Source organism: Coriobacteriia bacterium, from assembly GCA_013336165.1.
Lineage (GTDB): Bacteria > Actinomycetota > Coriobacteriia > Anaerosomatales > JAAXUF01 > JAAXUF01.
Genome location: JAAXUF010000005.1, coordinates 124,048 through 140,832, shown reverse-complemented (window position 1 = coordinate 140,832; position 16,785 = coordinate 124,048). Strand labels below are relative to the sequence as shown.

Annotated in this window: 15 protein-coding genes; 11 read left to right on the top strand and 4 right to left on the bottom strand. The window is 62.6% G+C overall.

Features of this window, described 5'->3' with window-relative positions:
• Window positions 1–75: 75 nt before the first annotated feature.
• The 6 genes from HGA39_05660 (at window position 76) to HGA39_05635 (ending at window position 5,869) form a co-directional block, all read left to right on the top strand.
• Window positions 76–1,302, top strand: a complete 1,227-nt coding sequence (locus tag HGA39_05660) for a sensor histidine kinase (protein ID NTW28835.1) — start codon at window positions 76–78, stop codon at window positions 1,300–1,302.
• Entirely contained in the window at window positions 1,280–1,981 is a 702-nt protein-coding gene (locus tag HGA39_05655) for a response regulator transcription factor (protein ID NTW28834.1), read from the top strand. The genes HGA39_05660 and HGA39_05655 overlap by 23 nt, the downstream gene beginning before the upstream one ends.
• A 171-nt stretch (window positions 1,982–2,152) precedes the next feature.
• Complete coding sequence (locus tag HGA39_05650; protein NTW28833.1) at window positions 2,153–3,514, top strand: HlyD family efflux transporter periplasmic adaptor subunit; 1,362 nt, start codon at window positions 2,153–2,155, stop codon at window positions 3,512–3,514.
• The gene (locus HGA39_05645; protein NTW28832.1) at window positions 3,514–4,212 is read left to right on the top strand and encodes an ABC transporter ATP-binding protein; all 699 of its coding nucleotides are present in this window, start codon (window positions 3,514–3,516) and stop codon (window positions 4,210–4,212) included. The genes HGA39_05650 and HGA39_05645 overlap by 1 nt, the downstream gene beginning before the upstream one ends.
• Window positions 4,209–5,438 (top strand): FtsX-like permease family protein, encoded by a 1,230-nt coding sequence (locus tag HGA39_05640; protein ID NTW28831.1) that lies wholly within the window; start codon window positions 4,209–4,211, stop codon window positions 5,436–5,438. The genes HGA39_05645 and HGA39_05640 overlap by 4 nt, the downstream gene beginning before the upstream one ends.
• Before the next feature lie 59 nt (window positions 5,439–5,497).
• Entirely contained in the window at window positions 5,498–5,869 is a 372-nt protein-coding gene (locus tag HGA39_05635; protein NTW28830.1) for a hypothetical protein, read from the top strand.
• Window positions 5,870–5,971: 102 nt separating this feature from the next.
• On the opposite strand, the gene HGA39_05630 is transcribed toward HGA39_05635, so the two are convergent.
• Both HGA39_05630 and HGA39_05625 read right to left on the bottom strand, forming a co-directional pair.
• Window positions 5,972–6,841 carry a spore gernimation protein gene (locus tag HGA39_05630; GenBank protein NTW28829.1) on the bottom strand — a complete coding sequence of 290 codons (870 nt, stop codon included), beginning with the start codon at window positions 6,839–6,841 and terminating at the stop codon, window positions 5,972–5,974.
• A gap of 108 nt (window positions 6,842–6,949) precedes the next feature.
• Window positions 6,950–7,447, bottom strand: a complete 498-nt coding sequence (locus tag HGA39_05625) for a PaaI family thioesterase (GenBank protein NTW28828.1) — start codon at window positions 7,445–7,447, stop codon at window positions 6,950–6,952.
• Between the two features lie 135 nt (window positions 7,448–7,582).
• On the opposite strand from HGA39_05625, the gene HGA39_05620 reads away from it, so the two are divergent.
• The 4 genes from HGA39_05620 to HGA39_05605 all read left to right on the top strand — a co-directional run bounded on the left by HGA39_05620 (window position 7,583) and on the right by HGA39_05605 (window position 12,099).
• Entirely contained in the window at window positions 7,583–8,038 is a 456-nt protein-coding gene (locus HGA39_05620; protein NTW28827.1) for a hypothetical protein, read from the top strand.
• A gap of 114 nt (window positions 8,039–8,152) precedes the next feature.
• The gene (locus tag HGA39_05615) at window positions 8,153–8,881 is read left to right on the top strand and encodes a hypothetical protein (GenBank protein ID NTW28826.1); all 729 of its coding nucleotides are present in this window, start codon (window positions 8,153–8,155) and stop codon (window positions 8,879–8,881) included.
• A 125-nt stretch (window positions 8,882–9,006) separates the two neighbouring features.
• Window positions 9,007–9,630, top strand: coding sequence for a hypothetical protein (locus HGA39_05610; protein ID NTW28825.1), 624 nt, complete (start codon window positions 9,007–9,009; stop codon window positions 9,628–9,630).
• Window positions 9,631–9,669: 39 nt separating this feature from the next.
• On the top strand, window positions 9,670–12,099 hold the full coding sequence (locus HGA39_05605; GenBank protein NTW28824.1) for an HAD-IC family P-type ATPase: 2,430 nt from the start codon (window positions 9,670–9,672) through the stop codon (window positions 12,097–12,099).
• Window positions 12,100–12,170: 71 nt separating this feature from the next.
• Here the strand turns inward: HGA39_05605 and HGA39_05600 are convergent, their stop codons facing one another.
• Window positions 12,171–14,453: a sensor domain-containing diguanylate cyclase gene (locus HGA39_05600; GenBank protein ID NTW28823.1), complete on the bottom strand. Its 2,283-nt coding sequence runs from the start codon at window positions 14,451–14,453 to the stop codon at window positions 12,171–12,173.
• Entirely contained in the window at window positions 14,450–16,234 is a 1,785-nt protein-coding gene (locus HGA39_05595) for an AAA family ATPase (GenBank protein NTW28822.1), read from the bottom strand. The genes HGA39_05600 and HGA39_05595 overlap by 4 nt, the downstream gene beginning before the upstream one ends.
• A gap of 167 nt (window positions 16,235–16,401) precedes the next feature.
• Between HGA39_05595 and crcB the strand changes: the two genes are divergently transcribed.
• Window positions 16,402–16,779 carry a fluoride efflux transporter CrcB gene (gene crcB / locus HGA39_05590; protein NTW28821.1) on the top strand — a complete coding sequence of 126 codons (378 nt, stop codon included), beginning with the start codon at window positions 16,402–16,404 and terminating at the stop codon, window positions 16,777–16,779.
• The last annotated feature ends 6 nt before the right edge of the window (window positions 16,780–16,785 follow it).

The following is a 16,785-nucleotide window of genomic DNA, read 5'->3' as shown; positions in this document are numbered from 1 at the left end:
TACTCTACCGGGCGCATTGGAATGTACTCCTTGCAGAGAATGCGCGAATAGCGCTGAGGGCTTACCATCTTGAGCATGGAACAACTTCTTGAACGGATTCGCAGGATCGGACCAAACACAGTCGATTGGCTCTATGCCATTGGACTGACAGGCGCAGCGTGGATCGTCCTTGCCCTCAGTCCGCTGTTGACCGGCCAGCACATGCCACTTCCTCAACCGGCCCAGAACCTCATCGGTTCCCCCATTCAGGCAATGCCGATCACCTACCTTCTCGTGGCGCTGGTGTTTCTTCCGCTTGCTTTCAGACGGCGTTTCCCCGTTTCCACTCTGGTGACGTCAATGTTCTTCGTCGTTGTCTATGAGCTGGGTCATTTCCCTTCTTCATTTCTAGTAATCGCACCTCTGTTCGCGGTCTATTCGCTCGGAACCATGAGGAGCAGAGGAGTTCTGCTGATTGGCACGGTGCTCTCCGCCGTGTTGATAGCGGTGGTCTCCTCTCCCGGCTTTGCCGACAACCGCTTCTGGCTGACCCATCTGAGCACCTTCGCGATGTTTGGTGCTGTTGCGGCGGCCGGGCAGGCGGTGCGAAACCAGCGCGCGTACGTCGCCGAGGTGGAGGCTCGCGCTGCAGAGGCGGAACGCACGCGCGAAGAAGAGACACATCGGCGCGTCGATGAGGAGCGGCTTCGGATCGCACGCGAACTTCATGACGTGACTGCGCATTCACTCTCGATAATCGCAGTCCAGTCCGGCGCCGCTTCGCATGTGCTCGACAGCAATCCTATCGAAGCGCGTCGTTCGCTTGAGGCGATCCGACAGACCAGCAAGGGGGCATTGGACGAGTTGCGCGCCATGCTGCGAGTCTTGCGCTCGGCTGATGAGCCGGGGGCGCCGCTGGCGCCGGTTCCCGGGCTGGGGCGCATCAATGAACTGACGGCGCCGCTCATGGAAGCCGGCTTCACCATCCATCGCAATTTCACCGGGGACTTGGCCGATGTACCGTCAGTCGTCGATTTCTCGGCGTATCGAATCATCCAGGAAGCGCTCACGAACGTCGTTCGCCACGCGGGGATCTGCACTGTATGGCTTACGCTGCGTCGCGATGCCAGAGGGCTGACGATCGAAATCGCCGATGACGGCAAGACACCTGCTTCAGACGCGAGAATCGAGGGCCACGGGCTGGCTGGCATGCGCGAGAGGGCCACCGCTCTCGGCGGCGCTTTCGAAGCGGGATTGCGCGCCGAAGGCGGCTTCCGCGTAGTGGCATACCTGCCGCTCGATGGGGAGGACTCCCGTGAATAAGGTCGATCAGCCGATTCGAGTCCTTGTCGCCGATGATCAGGCGTTGGTGCGCGGAGGCTTCCGTGTTCTCGTCGATTCGGCTCCGGACCTCATAGTGGTAGGCGAAGCTGCCGATGGCGAGCAGGCGGTTCGGCTCGTTCGCGAGCTTGTGCCTGACGTCGTGCTCATGGACATCAGGATGCCGGTGAAGAATGGCATAGAGGCCACACGTGCGATCGTGGCCGATCCGGCGACGGCTTCTGCGAGGATCTTGGTCCTGACGACGTTTGATCTCGACGAGTACGTCTACGACGCGCTTCGTGCCGGTGCCAGCGGGTTCCTGCTGAAAGATACCGATCCCGACGCCCTGCTCGACGGCATCCGGGTCATAGCTGCCGGGGAAGCGCTTCTGTCACCCTCGGTCACGCGCCGTCTGATCGCCGAGTTCGCAAAGCGCCCCGCGCATCCGTACGCACGCCTTGCCGAACTCGACCAGCTCACCGTTCGCGAACGCGAGGTCTTGACCTTGGTGGCCGCGGGTTTGTCCAATTCCGAGATAGCGGGCAGGCTCTACATCAGCCCCGCAACCGCCAAGACCCACGTGAGCCGCACGATGGTCAAACTCGGTATGCGCGATCGGGCTCAGCTTGTGGCTCTGGCGTACGAAAGCGGCTTCGTCGTTCCGGGAACCGGCGCGTAGCTCGCGCGACGCCCCTTCGCTTCCGGATACTCCAGCCGGAGTATCCGAACTGTATCCCTCGGCATGACGCTTTTCCCCTCCTCGGCAGGTACCTTCTATCTGTGCCGAAACCCGATTATGAGGAGGGACCATGATCTTTGTGCTGAATGCCCGCTACCCGAGGGCGAGAACATGAGCGCCGAGGCTGCGCCGACGACGGCGGCACGCAAGCGGAAGAGCCGCTGGGCGATTGCAGGAGTCTGCACGGTGGCTGTCGTTGCGGCCGGGGCGATCGGCGCGTACTTCCTGCTCAACAAGGGAACCTCGGCCACTAGTATCTCGACGGGAACCGCGACGACCAGAACGGTGACTTCGACGATATCGGGAACGGGAAGCCTCGTTGTCTCGAAGTCGGTCGTTGTGACCCCCGTGATCAGCGGTAAGGTCGAGGAACTCTACGTGAGCCTCGGTGACACGGTGGCGGTCGGCCAGAAGCTCTACAAGATCTCAGATGAAGACGCACAAGCCACGCTGCTCACGGCGAATACTGCACTGTTGCAGGCCAAACAGCAGCTCATTCAGGCGCAGTCCTCATACCGCCAGGCGACCAACAGCGTCTACTCCGCCCAAACCCAAGTCATCCAAGCCCAGCAAAGTCTTGACAAACTCGTGGCTGGCGGCGGTTCTGCCGATCAGATCACGATTGCCCAGCGCAATGTCACAAGTGCCGAGAGTGGCGTGACCAACGCCCAGGCCCAGGTGTCATCGGCCTCCCTGCAGGTTGATACGAATCAAGCTGCCGTCAGCAAGGCGCAGGCCACCTACGACACGGCTCTTGCCAACAGCCAGAACACGGTCGTTACCGCGCCGATGGCCGGTATGATCACTTCGCTGCCGTTCACGGTTGGATCCACAGTCAGCGCCGGCACGAGCAGCTCCTCGAGCACTGGCGCTTCCTCGGCTGGCGCAACTACGGGGACAAGTTCGTCATCGAGCAGCTCCTCCACCGGGCTCACCATCTCTGACCTGAACTCGCTTCGGGTCAGCATTTCGGTCAGCGAAGTCAATGTGACGTCGCTCGTTTTGGGTCAGAAAGCTTCGATCAGCATTGATGCTCTGGCCAATAAGACCTTCACCGGCACGGTGGTTTCGATCTCGCCGAACGGCACTAGCTCCTCGGGCGTAGTTACATTCGCCGTGCAGCTGGCGTTGGACCCGCAGGATTCCAGGCTTCGGCCGAGCATGACGGCAACAGCCGACATCAAGATCGCGACCGTCGAGAACGTCGTTGCGGTGCCGAGCGTTGCGATCCACACCAGCGGCACCACCAAGTACGTGCTTGTCTACAACAATGGGGCTTCCACAGAAACGTCGGTCACAACGGGCTTGAGTGACGACACTTACACCGAGGTGAAGTCCGGCTTGTCGGCAGGCGCCGTTGTAGTGACCGGAAGCACGAGCACCGGCACTTCGACGACGACCAGCAACTCGGCCAGCTCGCTTCTTGGCACGACCGGTGGCGGGCCGACCGGTGCTCGTCCGGGCGGCAACTGATGAGCGTCATCCTTGAGGTCAGAGACGTGTCCAAGACCTACGTGACGGGTGACACCTACACGCGGGCGCTGCGGAACGTGTCGCTCTCGGTGGAGGAAGGCGAGTTTGTCGCGCTCATGGGCCCGTCGGGGTCCGGTAAGTCGACGCTGATGAACCTGCTCGGCCTGCTGGACACGCCGACGAGTGGCCGCTACTTCATCCGTGGAGTGGACGTCTCGTCGCTTAACGACAACGAGCTCGCGGAGGCGCGCTCGAGAGAGATCGGCTTCGTCTTTCAATCATTCAACCTGCTGCCGAGGACTTCGGTGATGCGAAACGTGATGCTTCCGCTCATCTATTCGCAAACCCCTGAGAAGGTCCGCGCAGAGAAGGCGACGGCAGCGCTTGAGGCTGCGGGGTTGACCGAGGAGTTGCACTACAAGCTGTCAAACCAGCTTTCAGGTGGTCAAATGCAGCGGGTTGCGATAGCACGCGCTCTCATCAATGATCCGACGCTTATCTTGGCCGACGAACCCACCGGCAACCTAGACACGGCCACCGGCGAGCATATTCTTGCGGCGTTCGACAAGCTGCACAGGGAGGGTAGGACCATTCTGCTCATCACTCACGAGCACGACGTGGCCGCTCACGCCGACAGAGTCCTCCACATCAGGGACGGTCGCCTGACCGAGGACGCGGGGGGAGGTGCAGCGCAATGAAAGTCAAAGATCTTATGGCCGAAACGTTCCTTTCTCTCACGGCCAACAAGGCGCGCTCGTTCCTCACGATTCTCGGCATTGTGGTGGGTATCACAGCGGTCATTGTTCTGGTCGCCCTCGGCCAAGGGGCCAGCGCGTCCATCAAGTCGAACATTTCGTCGATAGGAGCCAACCTACTCACGGTTTCGCCGGGTGGTTCGCGTTCGTCGATGATCGGCGGCGGCGGCGCCGGGTCGAACACCAAGTCACTCACGGCCAACGACGTCGCCGCGATCAAGACCCAAGTCGCAAACATCGCGGCGGTCGCCGAGGCTTCGTCGGGTAACTACCAGGTCTCGGCGGGTTCGAACAACACGAACGTCGCCGTGACTGGAACCACGATAGAGTACCCCTCGATCCGCACCATCACCCTGCAGTCGGGGAGCTGGTTCGTTGAATCGCAGCAGACGAATGCGGCGCGCGTGGCGGTCCTCGGATCCACAACTGCCGAGACACTGTTCGGGACCGGGGCGGATGCTTTAGGTAAGACCATCAGGATCCAGGGGCAGCCGTTCACCGTCATCGGAGTGACCCAGACGAAGGGCACCACCACGAGCACCCAGAGTAGTGGCGACAGCGCCGTCTACATCCCGTTTGACGCGTACAAACGCTACCTTTCGAGTGCCACCGGTGTCAGCACCATCTACATCGAAGCCTCGTCGCAAGATGCGATGTCGCAGGTCCAGGCAGACATCACGGCCCTCCTGCTCAGCCGCCACGGCATCACGGACTCAACCAAGGCCGACTTCACGGTCGCCAACCAAGCTGAGCTTGCTTCGACGTTGTCGACGGTCACGGCCACTCTCACGACCCTGTTGGCAGCCATCGCGGGCATTTCCCTGTTGGTCGGCGGTATCGGCATCATGAACATGATGCTCACAACGGTCACCGAGCGCATTCGTGAGATCGGCCTGCGCAAGGCGATCGGTGCGACCCGTTCCGATCTCACATCTCAGTTCTTGGCGGAGGCCGTTGCGCTCACCGTGCTTGGCGGCGTCATCGGCATCATCCTAGGTTGGGGGATCGCGGCGGCCATCAAGCAGTTCGCGAACTATAGCACCGTGGTCAGCTGGAGTTCCGTTCTTCTCGCTGTGGGAGTATCTACGGCTATCGGCATCGTCTTCGGGTACTACCCGGCGAGACGCGCCGCGAGGCTCGATCCTATTGAGGCGCTCAGGTACCAGTAGGCGGACTGATTCCGGTCTGACAAGACACTCATTCGGGCATGCAAACAGGAGGAAACAGGATGGACAGTACGGTGGCGACAGCGGCAGCTCAGGGTATGCGCGGACCGGGAGGAACGGGTGTGCCGGGGGCCCGCCCGGGTGGCAGCAGCCTGCTCATGGGGGGTGTGACAACGTGGGTTCTGATCGGCATCCTTGCCGCTATGCTCATTGTTCTCGCCATCACGTTTTGGCAGGCGTACAAGAGGACTGGCCGTCAGCCGGCTCTCGGCCTGCTGATGCTGATTCCAGTTGTGAACCTCGGAGTTGCATTCCACTTCGCATTCGGGGAGTGGCCGATCCTGAAGGAGATGAAGCGTCTCAAGATGGTCGAGGCGATGGTCGCCGAGGAGGCGCAATCTGCGGGAGTTCCGGAGGCGCCGACATCGGAGTAGTGCAAGAGGATAGACGGCGCCAGCGAAGAGAGCTTTCTTGGGCGACATAAGAGAGAGGCGGTCCATGTGGGCCGCCTCTCTCTCTTCTCTTCAAGACCCCGTCTAGTACCGAATCGGGATTTCTGCGACGACAACGGGCGAACCGTCCTTCGCTGAGCTGTACCACGCGACGACGGTCGCGTTGCCGTGCTGCGCCGAGTCCCACGTGAGCGTCGCATCGAATGTTCCGCGCGTGCCGGTGCCCGATGTTGCCATCACGTGCTTCGTGGCAAGTATCTGGCCACCGCTCCCCACGACTTTGAGTTCGAATACGGCCTCGAATACGTTCGCGCTTCCCTGCACACGAAGTGGGGTGGTGACGAGATCGTCGCGCAGCGGGGTTTCGATCAGAACCGCCGGAGCGAAGGACTCCCAGTCCTTCCGTGTCTGCGCCTTTGCCAGTTCGATGCCTTCACCGCCAAGCACCGTGAGTGGCTTTCCGTCGAGTTTGAACTTCGCGCTGTTGACGGTCGAAAACTGGGTGAGGGTGAACACGATCTGCGCGACCCGTGCCTGCATGCTCAGCGAGCCGCCGCCGGACTGGTAGGCGCTGCTCAGGTCGACAGTCGCAACGCCGTCCTGAATCGTTACGCTTCCAAGCGTAGTGCCTTCGGGCACGAGAGTGCGCAGCCCGGCTGCCTTCTCGGCTGTGGTCGGCCCGGCGAGAAGTGCGGTGATCGCGCCGTTTGCGACTGCGGGGCCTGTGACCGTGCGGCGCACGGGTGTGACCTTCTCGGCGGCATCAATGAGGTAGACGACCACCGATACCTGCGGTGCGGCGGGCTCGGAAGAGCTCGTCGGGACCGTGCTGCCGGGGTTCTGGTTGACGGCTGGGGGCGTCGTCTGATCCGATTTCCGGGAGCAGCCGGGAAGCAGGCCCAGCATACCGATCAGGACGAGCACGAGCGCCAAGCGGAATGTTCGTGTTGCCATGGCAACCTCCTAGTGCGACTCCCTAGCACATTCTTCGCGCAACACGAGTGATACGCGTAACCAGCGTACTCCACTCGGCCCTCAGGCGAGTTGTTGCCGAGATGTCGTCTACAGTTCGAGTTCCTCGGGCGCATCGCGCGTGTCTTCGAACCACTCTTGGCCGAAGTCGCCCTCGGCGATCCTGTCGATCGGCATCTTCATGAACTTGCCTCGGGCCTCGACGGCGACGCTACCGTCGCTGAGGAGAATCTCGCCGGTCCCCTCAAACAGGTGGCGCGAATCCTTAGTGATCCGTCCGACAGCGCGAACGTCGCCGTCCAGTGGCACGGGCCGACGGAACCGTACGGTAAGCTCGACCGTCACGCCCCAGTCGTCGTGGTTGATGATGTTGATCGCTCGGCCGATCGTCTCGTCGAGAATCGCCGAGCAGACGCCTCCATGAAGCCTCCCCGGATAGCTTTGATGTTCCGCAAGCGGCCGAAAGATGCCGAGCAGTTCGCCATTTTCGAGTTCGTAGAAGCGGGCTTTGAGGCTGTTTGAGTTCTCGGCGCCGCACACCATGCACATCCGGCTGACGTTTTGCGCCCCGAGCACTTTGTGGTTCATTGACGGCCTTTCTGCTGATAGCCCGGATACGGGGTGAGAAATCTCGCGTTCGGGAAGTCTATAGGAGTACTTTGTTGGGAGCGAGTTCTTGTAGATGACAGCCGGGGGTGACGGTCGATGCTGCGAGACATGAAGATGAAGCGTACTGATGTCTTCACGAAGATGCTTGCGCTCGCGGGGATGGTTGTGGTCTGGATGCCCATTCTGTCCCCGTTTGTTTTCACCAGATGGGGCGCGTTGGGCACAGAGCATTTCCACTTCGACTGGCTCATGCCCGCCGAGCTGTTCCCGGCGGCGTTGCTGGGCGGGGTGATCCTTCTGTGGGCTGCGGTCCGGGCGCATTCGAGGCGCGCGCTCGTAGGGTGGGGGCTTGGCCTCGCGGTCGGGCTGCTCGTGGCGGGGATGGTTCTCGCCCAAGTGACAGGGCTCGCTTCCGGCGACACTGAGCCAACCGGTCTCGCGTGGGCGCTGGTGGTGGCGTCGCTTGTGCTCTACTCGGCCGCAGTGGTTGAGATGGGTGTGGCCGGGGTGATGCTGGTGCGCGATCTGTTTGCCCGGCGCCAGCAGACGCCGCCGACTTCGGCGACGTAGTGTCCGGGGCGAACTGATCGGATAATCCCCTTCTCGACGTCGTCGGTGCTCGCTATACTCGGCCCAGCGAGACCGGGGATGCGGTTTCGCCCTTTCGTCCGAAGGGGGTCGCAGGTGAGAGCACGAAGGGTCGTCCTCATCGTTCTCGGCGTCTTGGTGTTGGGTGTGGTGCTTGCGGGAGCGTGGGCGGGGATCGTGCCCGGGCTTTCACGCTGGCTGGGTCCGAAGCCGCGCGATCTCGGCGTCGAGATGACCACCAAGAGCGCGTATTCCGCTGCCAACGCCATGGCGATCCCGACTACAAGCGCGCAGCTCAAGGCGCTGCTTGCCAAGCCCGACTCCCTCAAACGTTACGACGCGGCATTCACTTCCGAGCAGGTCTCGTCGCTGCTGGTCATCGGCCAAGGCGATATTCCGAATTACCCGCTGGCCCGCGTGCAGATCAAGCTTGGGTCCAAAGGGGAGGCTGAAGCGTCCGGAGTCATCAGGTTCGCGAACGTGAAGCCGTTCCTGACCGATTTGGGCGTGCCGGCAGCGGCAGCCGATGCGGTGATGAGCCAGGTCAAACTGATCGGCGACATGCCGTTCTATCTCAAGGGCACGTGCTCGGTCACCAACAACAAGGTGGCGCTCTCTGTCGCGCAACTCGAGATCGGGCGCTTCACCGTTCCTGCCAGCTGGTACCAGGGCAAGGAAGGCGTGGGCACGCAGTATATCGACAGCGCGCTCACGAACAACGGCTACAAGGTTGAGTCGCTCACAATCGACAATGGCCAGCTCAAGATGAAGGGCGAGCGCCCGCTGTCGAGTCTGGGTCCCTGGCTGAAGATGGCGCAGCAATGAGCGCGCGGAAAGGTGCCGAGATGAAACGTGGCAAATTAGTGCGCCGACTGGGCCTTATCACGCTGTTGCTCGGCATGATGATGGCGGTGGTGCCGCTGTCGGGCTGTGGGATGTCGGATGCGGATATGCTGCAGTGGATTACGAACTACCTGACACAGGACGCGGACTCTGAAGACAAAGAGGCCGAAGTGACCCTGGCGCTGACCTATCCGGTGGGGCGCAGCCCGAAAGTCTTCGTCAGTGGCTGGGTCTTCGGCGCGAGTTGTGTGATCGATGGCAAGGACTATTCCGATCAGGTCAAGTGGAGCGGCACGGGGACGTTCGGTCCAGAGGTCGGAGCGCGCAGCCGTCCGGTCTTTAACGGCCCGGGCTCCAACACGATCACGCTTTCCGTCACCGTCAACGGCAAGACAACCAGCAAGTCGTTCTCGGTGGAAGCGGTGTCCAGTGAGGGCTATGCGTGCGTCGGGATGCTCGCCTATTGTCCCGCCGATGCGCATGGCGATCCCGGAGATCCGCATCCGGTGACGGGGCCGATCACGTCGGGGAGTTCCAACGTGTTCATCAACGGCAAAGCCGCCGCCAGAGTTGGCGACACCGGTGTCCACGCCGCATGTTCGGGGCCGAACACATTTACAATCGCTGGAGGCGACTCCGAGGTGCTCATAAACGGAAAACCGGCAGCCAAGATCGGCTCCACAACGCGACATTGTGGAGGAACGGGTACCATAGTCGGCTTCAGAGAATAGGCAGGGCGGCGTCGGCATGAGAGTGGTACTGTTGGGCTCATGACGACGCCGATCCGGACAGGTCTCACAGCTGAGCAGGTCGCCGAGCGAATTGCCGCCGGCGAAGTCAACACGACGACGCTCAAGACGAGCCGCTCGGTCGCCGAGATCGTCCGCGCTAACGTCTTCACGATCTTTAACGGCATCCTCGGCGTGCTGCTGGTCTTGATGCTCGCGTTCGGGTCGCCTAAGGACGCGCTGTTCGGTCTGGTGCTGGTCGCGAACACCGCGATAGGCATCGTGCAGGAGCTGCGGGCCAAATTCACGCTCGACAGACTCGCGCTGCTGGTGGCGCCCCGGTGTCGGGTGGTGCGCGACGGCGCGGAGGTCGAGATCCCGCTCGCGGAGGTGGTTCTCGGCGACCTGGTGATGCTGTCGGCAGGGGACCAAGTGCCGGCGGACGGGCGGGTGGTCGCGAATGCGGGACTCGAGATCGACGAGTCGCTGCTGACCGGCGAGAGCGTGCCGGTGCGCAAGGAGATCGACGCCGAGGTGCTGTCGGGCAGCTTCGTCGCGGCCGGCGCGGGGCGCTTCGTGACGACTGCGGTGGGGGAGGCGGCGTACGCGAACCGCATCGCCGCCGAGGGTCGGCGGTTCACGCTCGTGCGCTCGGAGTTGGTCGAGGGCATCAACCGCATCCTCAAGGCGATCATCTTCGTGATCCTGCCCACCGCAGCACTGCTGGTGATCGCCGCGATGCGGCAGGGGCTTTCGCTCGCCGACGGCGTCACCAACACGGTAGCTGCGCTTGTCGGCATGGTGCCTGAGGGGCTTGTGCTGCTGACAAGCGTCGCATTCGCGCTGAGCGCAGTAGTGCTCGCGCGCCGTAACGTGCTCATTCAGGAGCTGCCGACGGTCGAAGGTCTCGCGCGCGTCGACGTGATCTGCGTCGACAAGACCGGTACCATCACTGAGCCGGTGCCGGTCTTCGGCCGCATCGAGACGCTGGGGGCGGCTGCCGACGGCGTCGCTGCCGTCAGCGCGTTCCCCGAAGTCGCGGCCGAGGCCGAGGCGGCGCTGGGCGCGCTGGCCCGGACCAACCCAGCCCGCAACGCCACCGTCGACGCCATCACCGCCGCCGTGCCCGCGCCCGACGGCTGGATCGCCGGAGGCATCGCGGCGTTCTCCTCGGCGCGCAAGTGGAGCGCTGCCGAGTTCGCGGAGCGCGGCACGTGGGTGCTCGGCGCTCCCGACGTGATCCTCGACCACATCGCTACCGGTTCCGATACCGCCGAGGGCGTGCTTGCAGCTTCCATCGTCGCCGCTCGCGGACGTGTCGCCGCGCTCGCGAGCGAAGGCCCGCGCGTGCTCTTGCTTGCGCACACGCCTGAACCGCTGACCGCCGCCTCCGACTCGCTCCCCGCCGACTTGGAGCCGGTCGCACTCGTGCTGCTTGCCGAGCGCATACGCCCTGACGCCGGCACCACCATCGCCTACTTCGCCGAGCAAGGCGTCGCCGTCAAGGTGATCTCCGGCGACGCTGCCGCCACAGTGGGGACGATCGCCATGCAGGCTGGCGTGCAGGGCGCCGATGCTCCTGTCGACGCCCGGAGCCTCCCCGCGCCCGGCAGTTCGGACCTCGCCGACGCGCTCGAGGCCACCTCCGTCTTCGGCCGCGTCACACCCGAGCAGAAGCGTGACATGGTCGCGGCACTGCAATCTCGTGGCCACGTTGTGGCGATGACGGGCGACGGCGTCAACGACGTGCTCGCGCTCAAGCAGGCCGATATCGGCATCGCGATGGGTTCGGGTTCGGCGGCGGCCAAGGCGGTTGCGCAGCTCGTCTTGCTCGACGGCCGCTTCGCGAACATGCCGCCGGCGGTGGCAGAGGGCCGCCGCGTCATCGCCAACGCCGAGCGCGTCTCGAACCTCTTCCTGACTAAGACCACGTACGCCACGATCCTCGCCATCGTCTCGGCGCTTGCGGCGATGCCGTACCCGTTCCTGCCACGGCATCTCACGCTGGTGGGAGCCATCACCATCGGCATTCCGGCATTCTTCCTCGCGCTCATGCCCAACTCCGCGCGCTACCGCCCGGGTTTCGTAGGCCGGGTGCTCAAGTTCGCGGTTCCTGCGGGCGTCGCGCTCGCGATCGGCCTTCTCGGCATCTTCCTCGCGAGCAGGGGCCTCGGTGCGTCGCTCGACGAGGCGCGCACGCTCACCACCGTCGCGCTGTCCGTTCTCGGCCTGCGTGTCATCCAGATCCTTGAGCGCCCGGTTCGCGGGTGGCGCCGCTGGCTTCTCGGCTCGATGGTATGCGCACTTCTGCTCGCACTCGTGCTTCCGGTCGCGCGTGCGTTCTTCGAGTTCACGCTTCCGTCTCTCGCGGCGTGGCCGATGGTCGTCCTCACCGCCGCGATCACCCTCGCGGGCTGGTTCGCCCTCGGCGCGAACTGGCACTTCGTGCAGAAAGCAGCCGAGAAGCGCTAGGAAACGGGCGCCGAAAGGTGCACTTGCTGGACGATTACCGGTACTCTTCGGCCCGCGTCGGGTGCGCCTTCCTAGTTTCGCGCGACTCGGTTGCGTCCGTTGGCCTTGGCTGTGTACAGGGCAGCGTCTGCCCTTTGAACGAGTTCTTCGGCGAGACTGTCTTCATCAGGCGTAATCGAGGTGACGCCCACACTTATCGTTACTGTCCCAAGATCGGTGTCCTCATTGGGCTCCGCAAGCGCGGCCACGGCCTCTCGAGCCCGTTCGGCTACGTCTGCCACTGTCTCGAGATTCGCCCCCGGCAATACGATGGCGAACTCCTCGCCGCCATACCTAGCGACCAAGTCGACGCCTTGGCGAACGCTGTCGGCAAGTACGGAACTCACGCGCCTTAGGCATGTGTCGCCGAGGATGTGTCCATATCGGTCGTTGTAGAGCTTGAAATTGTCGATGTCGACCATTGCCATGCCGATAGGGCTCTGCGATCGTCTCGCCCGAAGCAGCTCCGAGGCCAAGGTATCCGTGAGATGTCGACGGTTGGCGAGGCCGGTGAGGGGATCGGTAATGCTCAGCTCCTCGAGCTGACGGTTCGCGGTCTCCAACGCGTCGGTGCGCTCGGCAACCTTGTTCTCAAGCTCGGCGTAGAGTCGAGTGTTGTCGAGAGACACGGTAAGTTGTCCGGCGATCAGGTTCACAGCGTCGAGACGTTCGGCGGTGAATACCCCACGAACAAGGCGGTTCTCGCACATGAGGATGGCTCTGAGCCGACCATGGCTAAGGAGCGGGAATACCAGCAGTGAGCCCTGCGCCAACCCTGCAAAGTAGGGATCGTCTGCGAACCGGTTGTCCTGCCTGACGTCTTCGACCACAAGCGTCCGTCGCGTGCGTTCGACATAACTGAACGCCGAGAACGGCAACAAACCCTCATGTGCGGCGTCCTCTAACGACAATGCCTTGCTCTGATCCGGCAGCGCCGTGCCGGTGGTTGGCACCCAGGCCTGCATGACCTCGTCGTAGAACATCGCCAGCATCTGCGTGGCACCTGTCATGTTCTTCAGGACTTCGCTAACGCGGATGCCGAGTGTCTCGGGATTAGTCTCCGAACTGAGCGCCTGTGAAGCTTTGAGAATGGCAAGCAGGTCGATATCGCTGGCCGAGGCACTGCTGGTATGTCCGAGCGACCGGGTATGTCGGGGCTTCGAGGGATACAAGGAGCCATAGATGTTTTTGAGCTGTTCGACCTTGGCGGTCGCGCCCCAAGAAGCATATGCGTCGCGCGCCTGAGCGATGAGCCCCAAACCTGCGTGATCGAAGCCGTACTCCATGCAAAGGAGCGACTGACGTTCGCAGATGAAGGCGTAGTGCCAAGGACGCTGGGAAGGCGAGATAAGGCTCAGCGCCATCTCGAACAGGCTCATCGCCTCGAGGCAATCGCCGCCCGCCCAGGCCCGCTCGGCCCGAAGGAGCGCGGCGAGGTGCGAGAAGTTCTCAGGAGCATCTTGCGCGCGTGCGGAAAGCCAGTCCACGTGGACTTCGAGGTCGGCCAAAGCACTCTCGCGCGCTTCGGGGACCGTTCGGGCCTTCTCGGCCAGCGCCAAGGCTCGAAAGAGATGCGCCAGCATGATGAAATAGGTGCCCCTGAAGAGATCCAGCAAAGGCATCGCCGCTAGGGAGTGTTCTTCGAGACCGGCAGCGTCGCGGAAGAGCGCGGCCGCGAAGGCTTTGTGGATGTGAAACAGCCCGGCCGAGAATGGCAAGCGGTCGACGCCCGCGGCATACGCGGACTCGTTGAATTCGGCATCGCCGAAACTGCCGATGCGCTCGGTCTTTCCCTGGAGCGCGCGCCCGGTTTGCCTGCCGATCGTCATCGATTCGATGACCCAGTCCATACCCATGCGCCTTGCGAAGTCGATGGCAGCTTCGGCCTCGGAAACAAAATCATCGACAGTGGGTCCGCAGTCCAGATACGCGGCCATCGCAGGCATGTAGGAGTAGCAGGCGTTGTTGTGTGGGTCGCCGGCTCGTACCATCCCTTCGTGCGCCAAGGCGGCCTGTTCGATGCTGTTCTGCAGGGGCTCTGCCCAGTGCGCCGCCCCAGTCACAAACACGAAGCGCGCTTCCGATGTCTCCGGCTCCCACCCGTGTGCCTCGCTGACAGTCAACGCTTTTCGTGCGGCGCGGTACCCGATGCGGTAATCGCCGCGTTCACGAATGGCGGCGAGCGGAGCTCGGCATATGATTGGGATGAGTGGCGCGCACGGGCCATTGTGCATCCACAGTTCGACGCTCTTGATCACGAGCCACGAGAGGAGCTGCTGGTCGGTGTAGAGCGCAGACACTGTCAGCAGGCTCATGCCGCCAGCAAGGCGACAACCTCGGTCTTGCTTACGAAACGCCGGACTTCCTTGTTGTCCCAGGTCCAGCCGTCGGCCCCAAGCTCCAGGATCTTGTCGGCTCGCAAGGCGTTGAGAAGTTCGACGGTGTCGAACGGGTTCCCCCCGGTATGCGTACTCATAGCCGCGGCGAGGCTCTCTACATCTTCGACCGGAAGGCGCAGCATCGATCCCAGAAGCGCTGCGAGATCCTCGCGGCCGAAGTTGTCCAATCGCAGCATCTCAGGTGCAAGCCCGAGTTGCTCCCACCTAGCCATGGCGTGAGCCAATGGATGTGTCGGCCCCACATCCGTTTCGCGATAGGTGCCTACCACCATAAGGCCGGGAACGCCTCCCTGGATGATGGCGCTCATGACATTCAGCGAGCTCTCATTGATCCACTGAAGATCGCCGAGAACCATCACGAGCGGATGTCGCAGCGGAGTGACCGCACGCAGTAGACTTACGACAGCTACCCCAGCGCGTTTCTCGGCTTCGGTGGAGCGATCCTCTGTGGTCTCATGCTCGTCACCCAAGAGTAAGGCGAACTCCGGCACCATCGCGGTTATCACGCCGATGTTGTTTCCAAGGCCTTTTCTCATGCGTTGCGTGGCTGTGAGCAGTCGCGTCTCCGGCTCGGAAAGCAGCAGTCCGCCGAGCATCCCCAAGGCGCGGGCAACAAGGCCCGGACCGGTGTCGTAACGATGCTCGTTGGCTTGGGTCTCGATGAACCAGCCGGATTTTTCTGCGGTCATGCGTCGTAGTTCGTTGGTCAGCATCGTCTTGCCGACCCCAGGATCGCCGGTGATCATCCCAAAGCATCCTTGCGTGCAGTGCGAGTCTTCAAGCGCAAGCCGCAGCCTCGCCAGCTCACATTCGCGGCCGATGAGCTGTGTGGGCGGTATGAAGTGCGCGGGAAAATCGCGCTCCCCGAGGAGAGCCAGTCTTGTCTCACCTTGGCTCAGCGCTTCGTCGAGCATCTTCAGGTCATGGAGAAGCCCCTCCGCGCTCTGGTACCGCCGGTCGGGATCCTTCTCTATCAGATGCATGATGATCTCTGACAGTCCCTCGGGCACGCCAGGATCAAGCACGTGGGGCGATGTGGAAACCAGCGCCAGATGATCGTGCACAACTTCCAGCGGATCCTGCCCGCCAAAAGGCAGGAGGCCTGTCGACACCTCGTAGAGTGTGACGCCAAGAGAGTACAGATCGGTGCGTTCATCGGCGGTGCGGTTCATGCGGCCGGTCTGTTCAGGGGCAAGGTAGTCGAGCGTGCCGTGGATTCCGGATTGGACCTGAAATCTCATCTGCTTCTCGTTGAAGGTTGCCGCAAGATCAAAGTCGATGAGGATCGGCGCACCGGTAGTGGTGTCGAGGAGAATGTTGGCCGGATTGATGTCCAAGTGGATGATGCCGGCTCGGTGTACGTCCGAGACGATCTTCGCAAGCCGGATGGCCAGCGTCATCACGCGCGGGATCGGCATTCTCGACGCGGTGAGCGCATCGGCGAGAGAAATCGAACCGGTGTCTGCGAGGACGAGTTCATGCGGCGCTCTGGCGAGCATCTGCGGGGCGAGCGAGGGTACGCCATCGATTCCTTTGAGTCGTTTGAGGACCCGCAATTCGTTTCGCAGGCGCTTTCGCGAGTCACCTCCGACGTCCTGCTTGACGATGACGCTTCCTGTGGGGGTGCGCCGACGGGCGACCCGTGTCAAATCGCTGAGGTAGAGGATCTCGTCGGGGCCGTTTTCTGTCTCTTGCATCGAATCAGACGGCTTTCTGTTTGCCGCCCGGATCTGGAGTCCGGGGAGGATGGTGAGGGAACCCTCAAGCTGAAGTATCGGTAGTATGTACCACCGACTCAAGTTTCACGCACGGTATACTGACGGCATGTACTGCGGCATCGCCTGCGAAGAGAGGAAGTGCTCGGTTGGCCCGGGACGTGATCGTAGTGGCGCTTGGCGGCGCTTTCGGCGCTGCACTGCGCTTCGGTCTCGGCGGCTGGATCGCCACGCGCACCGGGGCGGGCTTTCCTTGGCCGACATTCGTCATCAACATAGCTGGCGCATTCCTCATCGGCATCCTCATGGCCATGTCGCTGGATCGCGGGTTTGTGCCCGGCAACTGGCGGCTGTTCCTCGGCACGGGGGTTCTGGGCGGGTTCACGACGTTTTCGACGCTGTCGTATGAGTCGATCGCGCTCATGGAGCGCGGCCTGATGGCGGCGGGGTTCGCGAACATGTTCGGCAGCGGCGTGGTAGGGCTGGCAGCAGCGTGGCTCGGCATCCTTATCGGCCGATCGATCTAGGGGATG

Bases quoted from the DNA above. Each gene is read 5' to 3' on its own strand.
- HGA39_05660 (NTW28835.1), top strand. From the start codon at position 76: ATGGAACAACTTCTTGAACGGATTCGCAGGATCGGACCAAACACAGTC.
- HGA39_05655 (NTW28834.1), top strand. From the start codon at position 1,280: ATGGGGAGGACTCCCGTGAATAAGGTCGATCAGCCGATTCGAGTCCTT.
- HGA39_05650 (NTW28833.1), top strand. From the start codon at position 2,153: ATGAGCGCCGAGGCTGCGCCGACGACGGCGGCACGCAAGCGGAAGAGC.
- HGA39_05645 (NTW28832.1), top strand. From the start codon at position 3,514: ATGAGCGTCATCCTTGAGGTCAGAGACGTGTCCAAGACCTACGTGACG.
- HGA39_05640 (NTW28831.1), top strand. From the start codon at position 4,209: ATGAAAGTCAAAGATCTTATGGCCGAAACGTTCCTTTCTCTCACGGCC.
- HGA39_05635 (NTW28830.1), top strand. From the start codon at position 5,498: ATGGACAGTACGGTGGCGACAGCGGCAGCTCAGGGTATGCGCGGACCG.
- HGA39_05630 (NTW28829.1), bottom strand. From the start codon at position 6,841: ATGGCAACACGAACATTCCGCTTGGCGCTCGTGCTCGTCCTGATCGGT.
- HGA39_05625 (NTW28828.1), bottom strand. From the start codon at position 7,447: ATGAACCACAAAGTGCTCGGGGCGCAAAACGTCAGCCGGATGTGCATG.
- HGA39_05620 (NTW28827.1), top strand. From the start codon at position 7,583: ATGAAGCGTACTGATGTCTTCACGAAGATGCTTGCGCTCGCGGGGATG.
- HGA39_05610 (NTW28825.1), top strand. From the start codon at position 9,007: ATGCTGCAGTGGATTACGAACTACCTGACACAGGACGCGGACTCTGAA.
- HGA39_05605 (NTW28824.1), top strand. From the start codon at position 9,670: ATGACGACGCCGATCCGGACAGGTCTCACAGCTGAGCAGGTCGCCGAG.
- HGA39_05600 (NTW28823.1), bottom strand. From the start codon at position 14,453: ATGAGCCTGCTGACAGTGTCTGCGCTCTACACCGACCAGCAGCTCCTC.
- HGA39_05595 (NTW28822.1), bottom strand. From the start codon at position 16,234: ATGCAAGAGACAGAAAACGGCCCCGACGAGATCCTCTACCTCAGCGAT.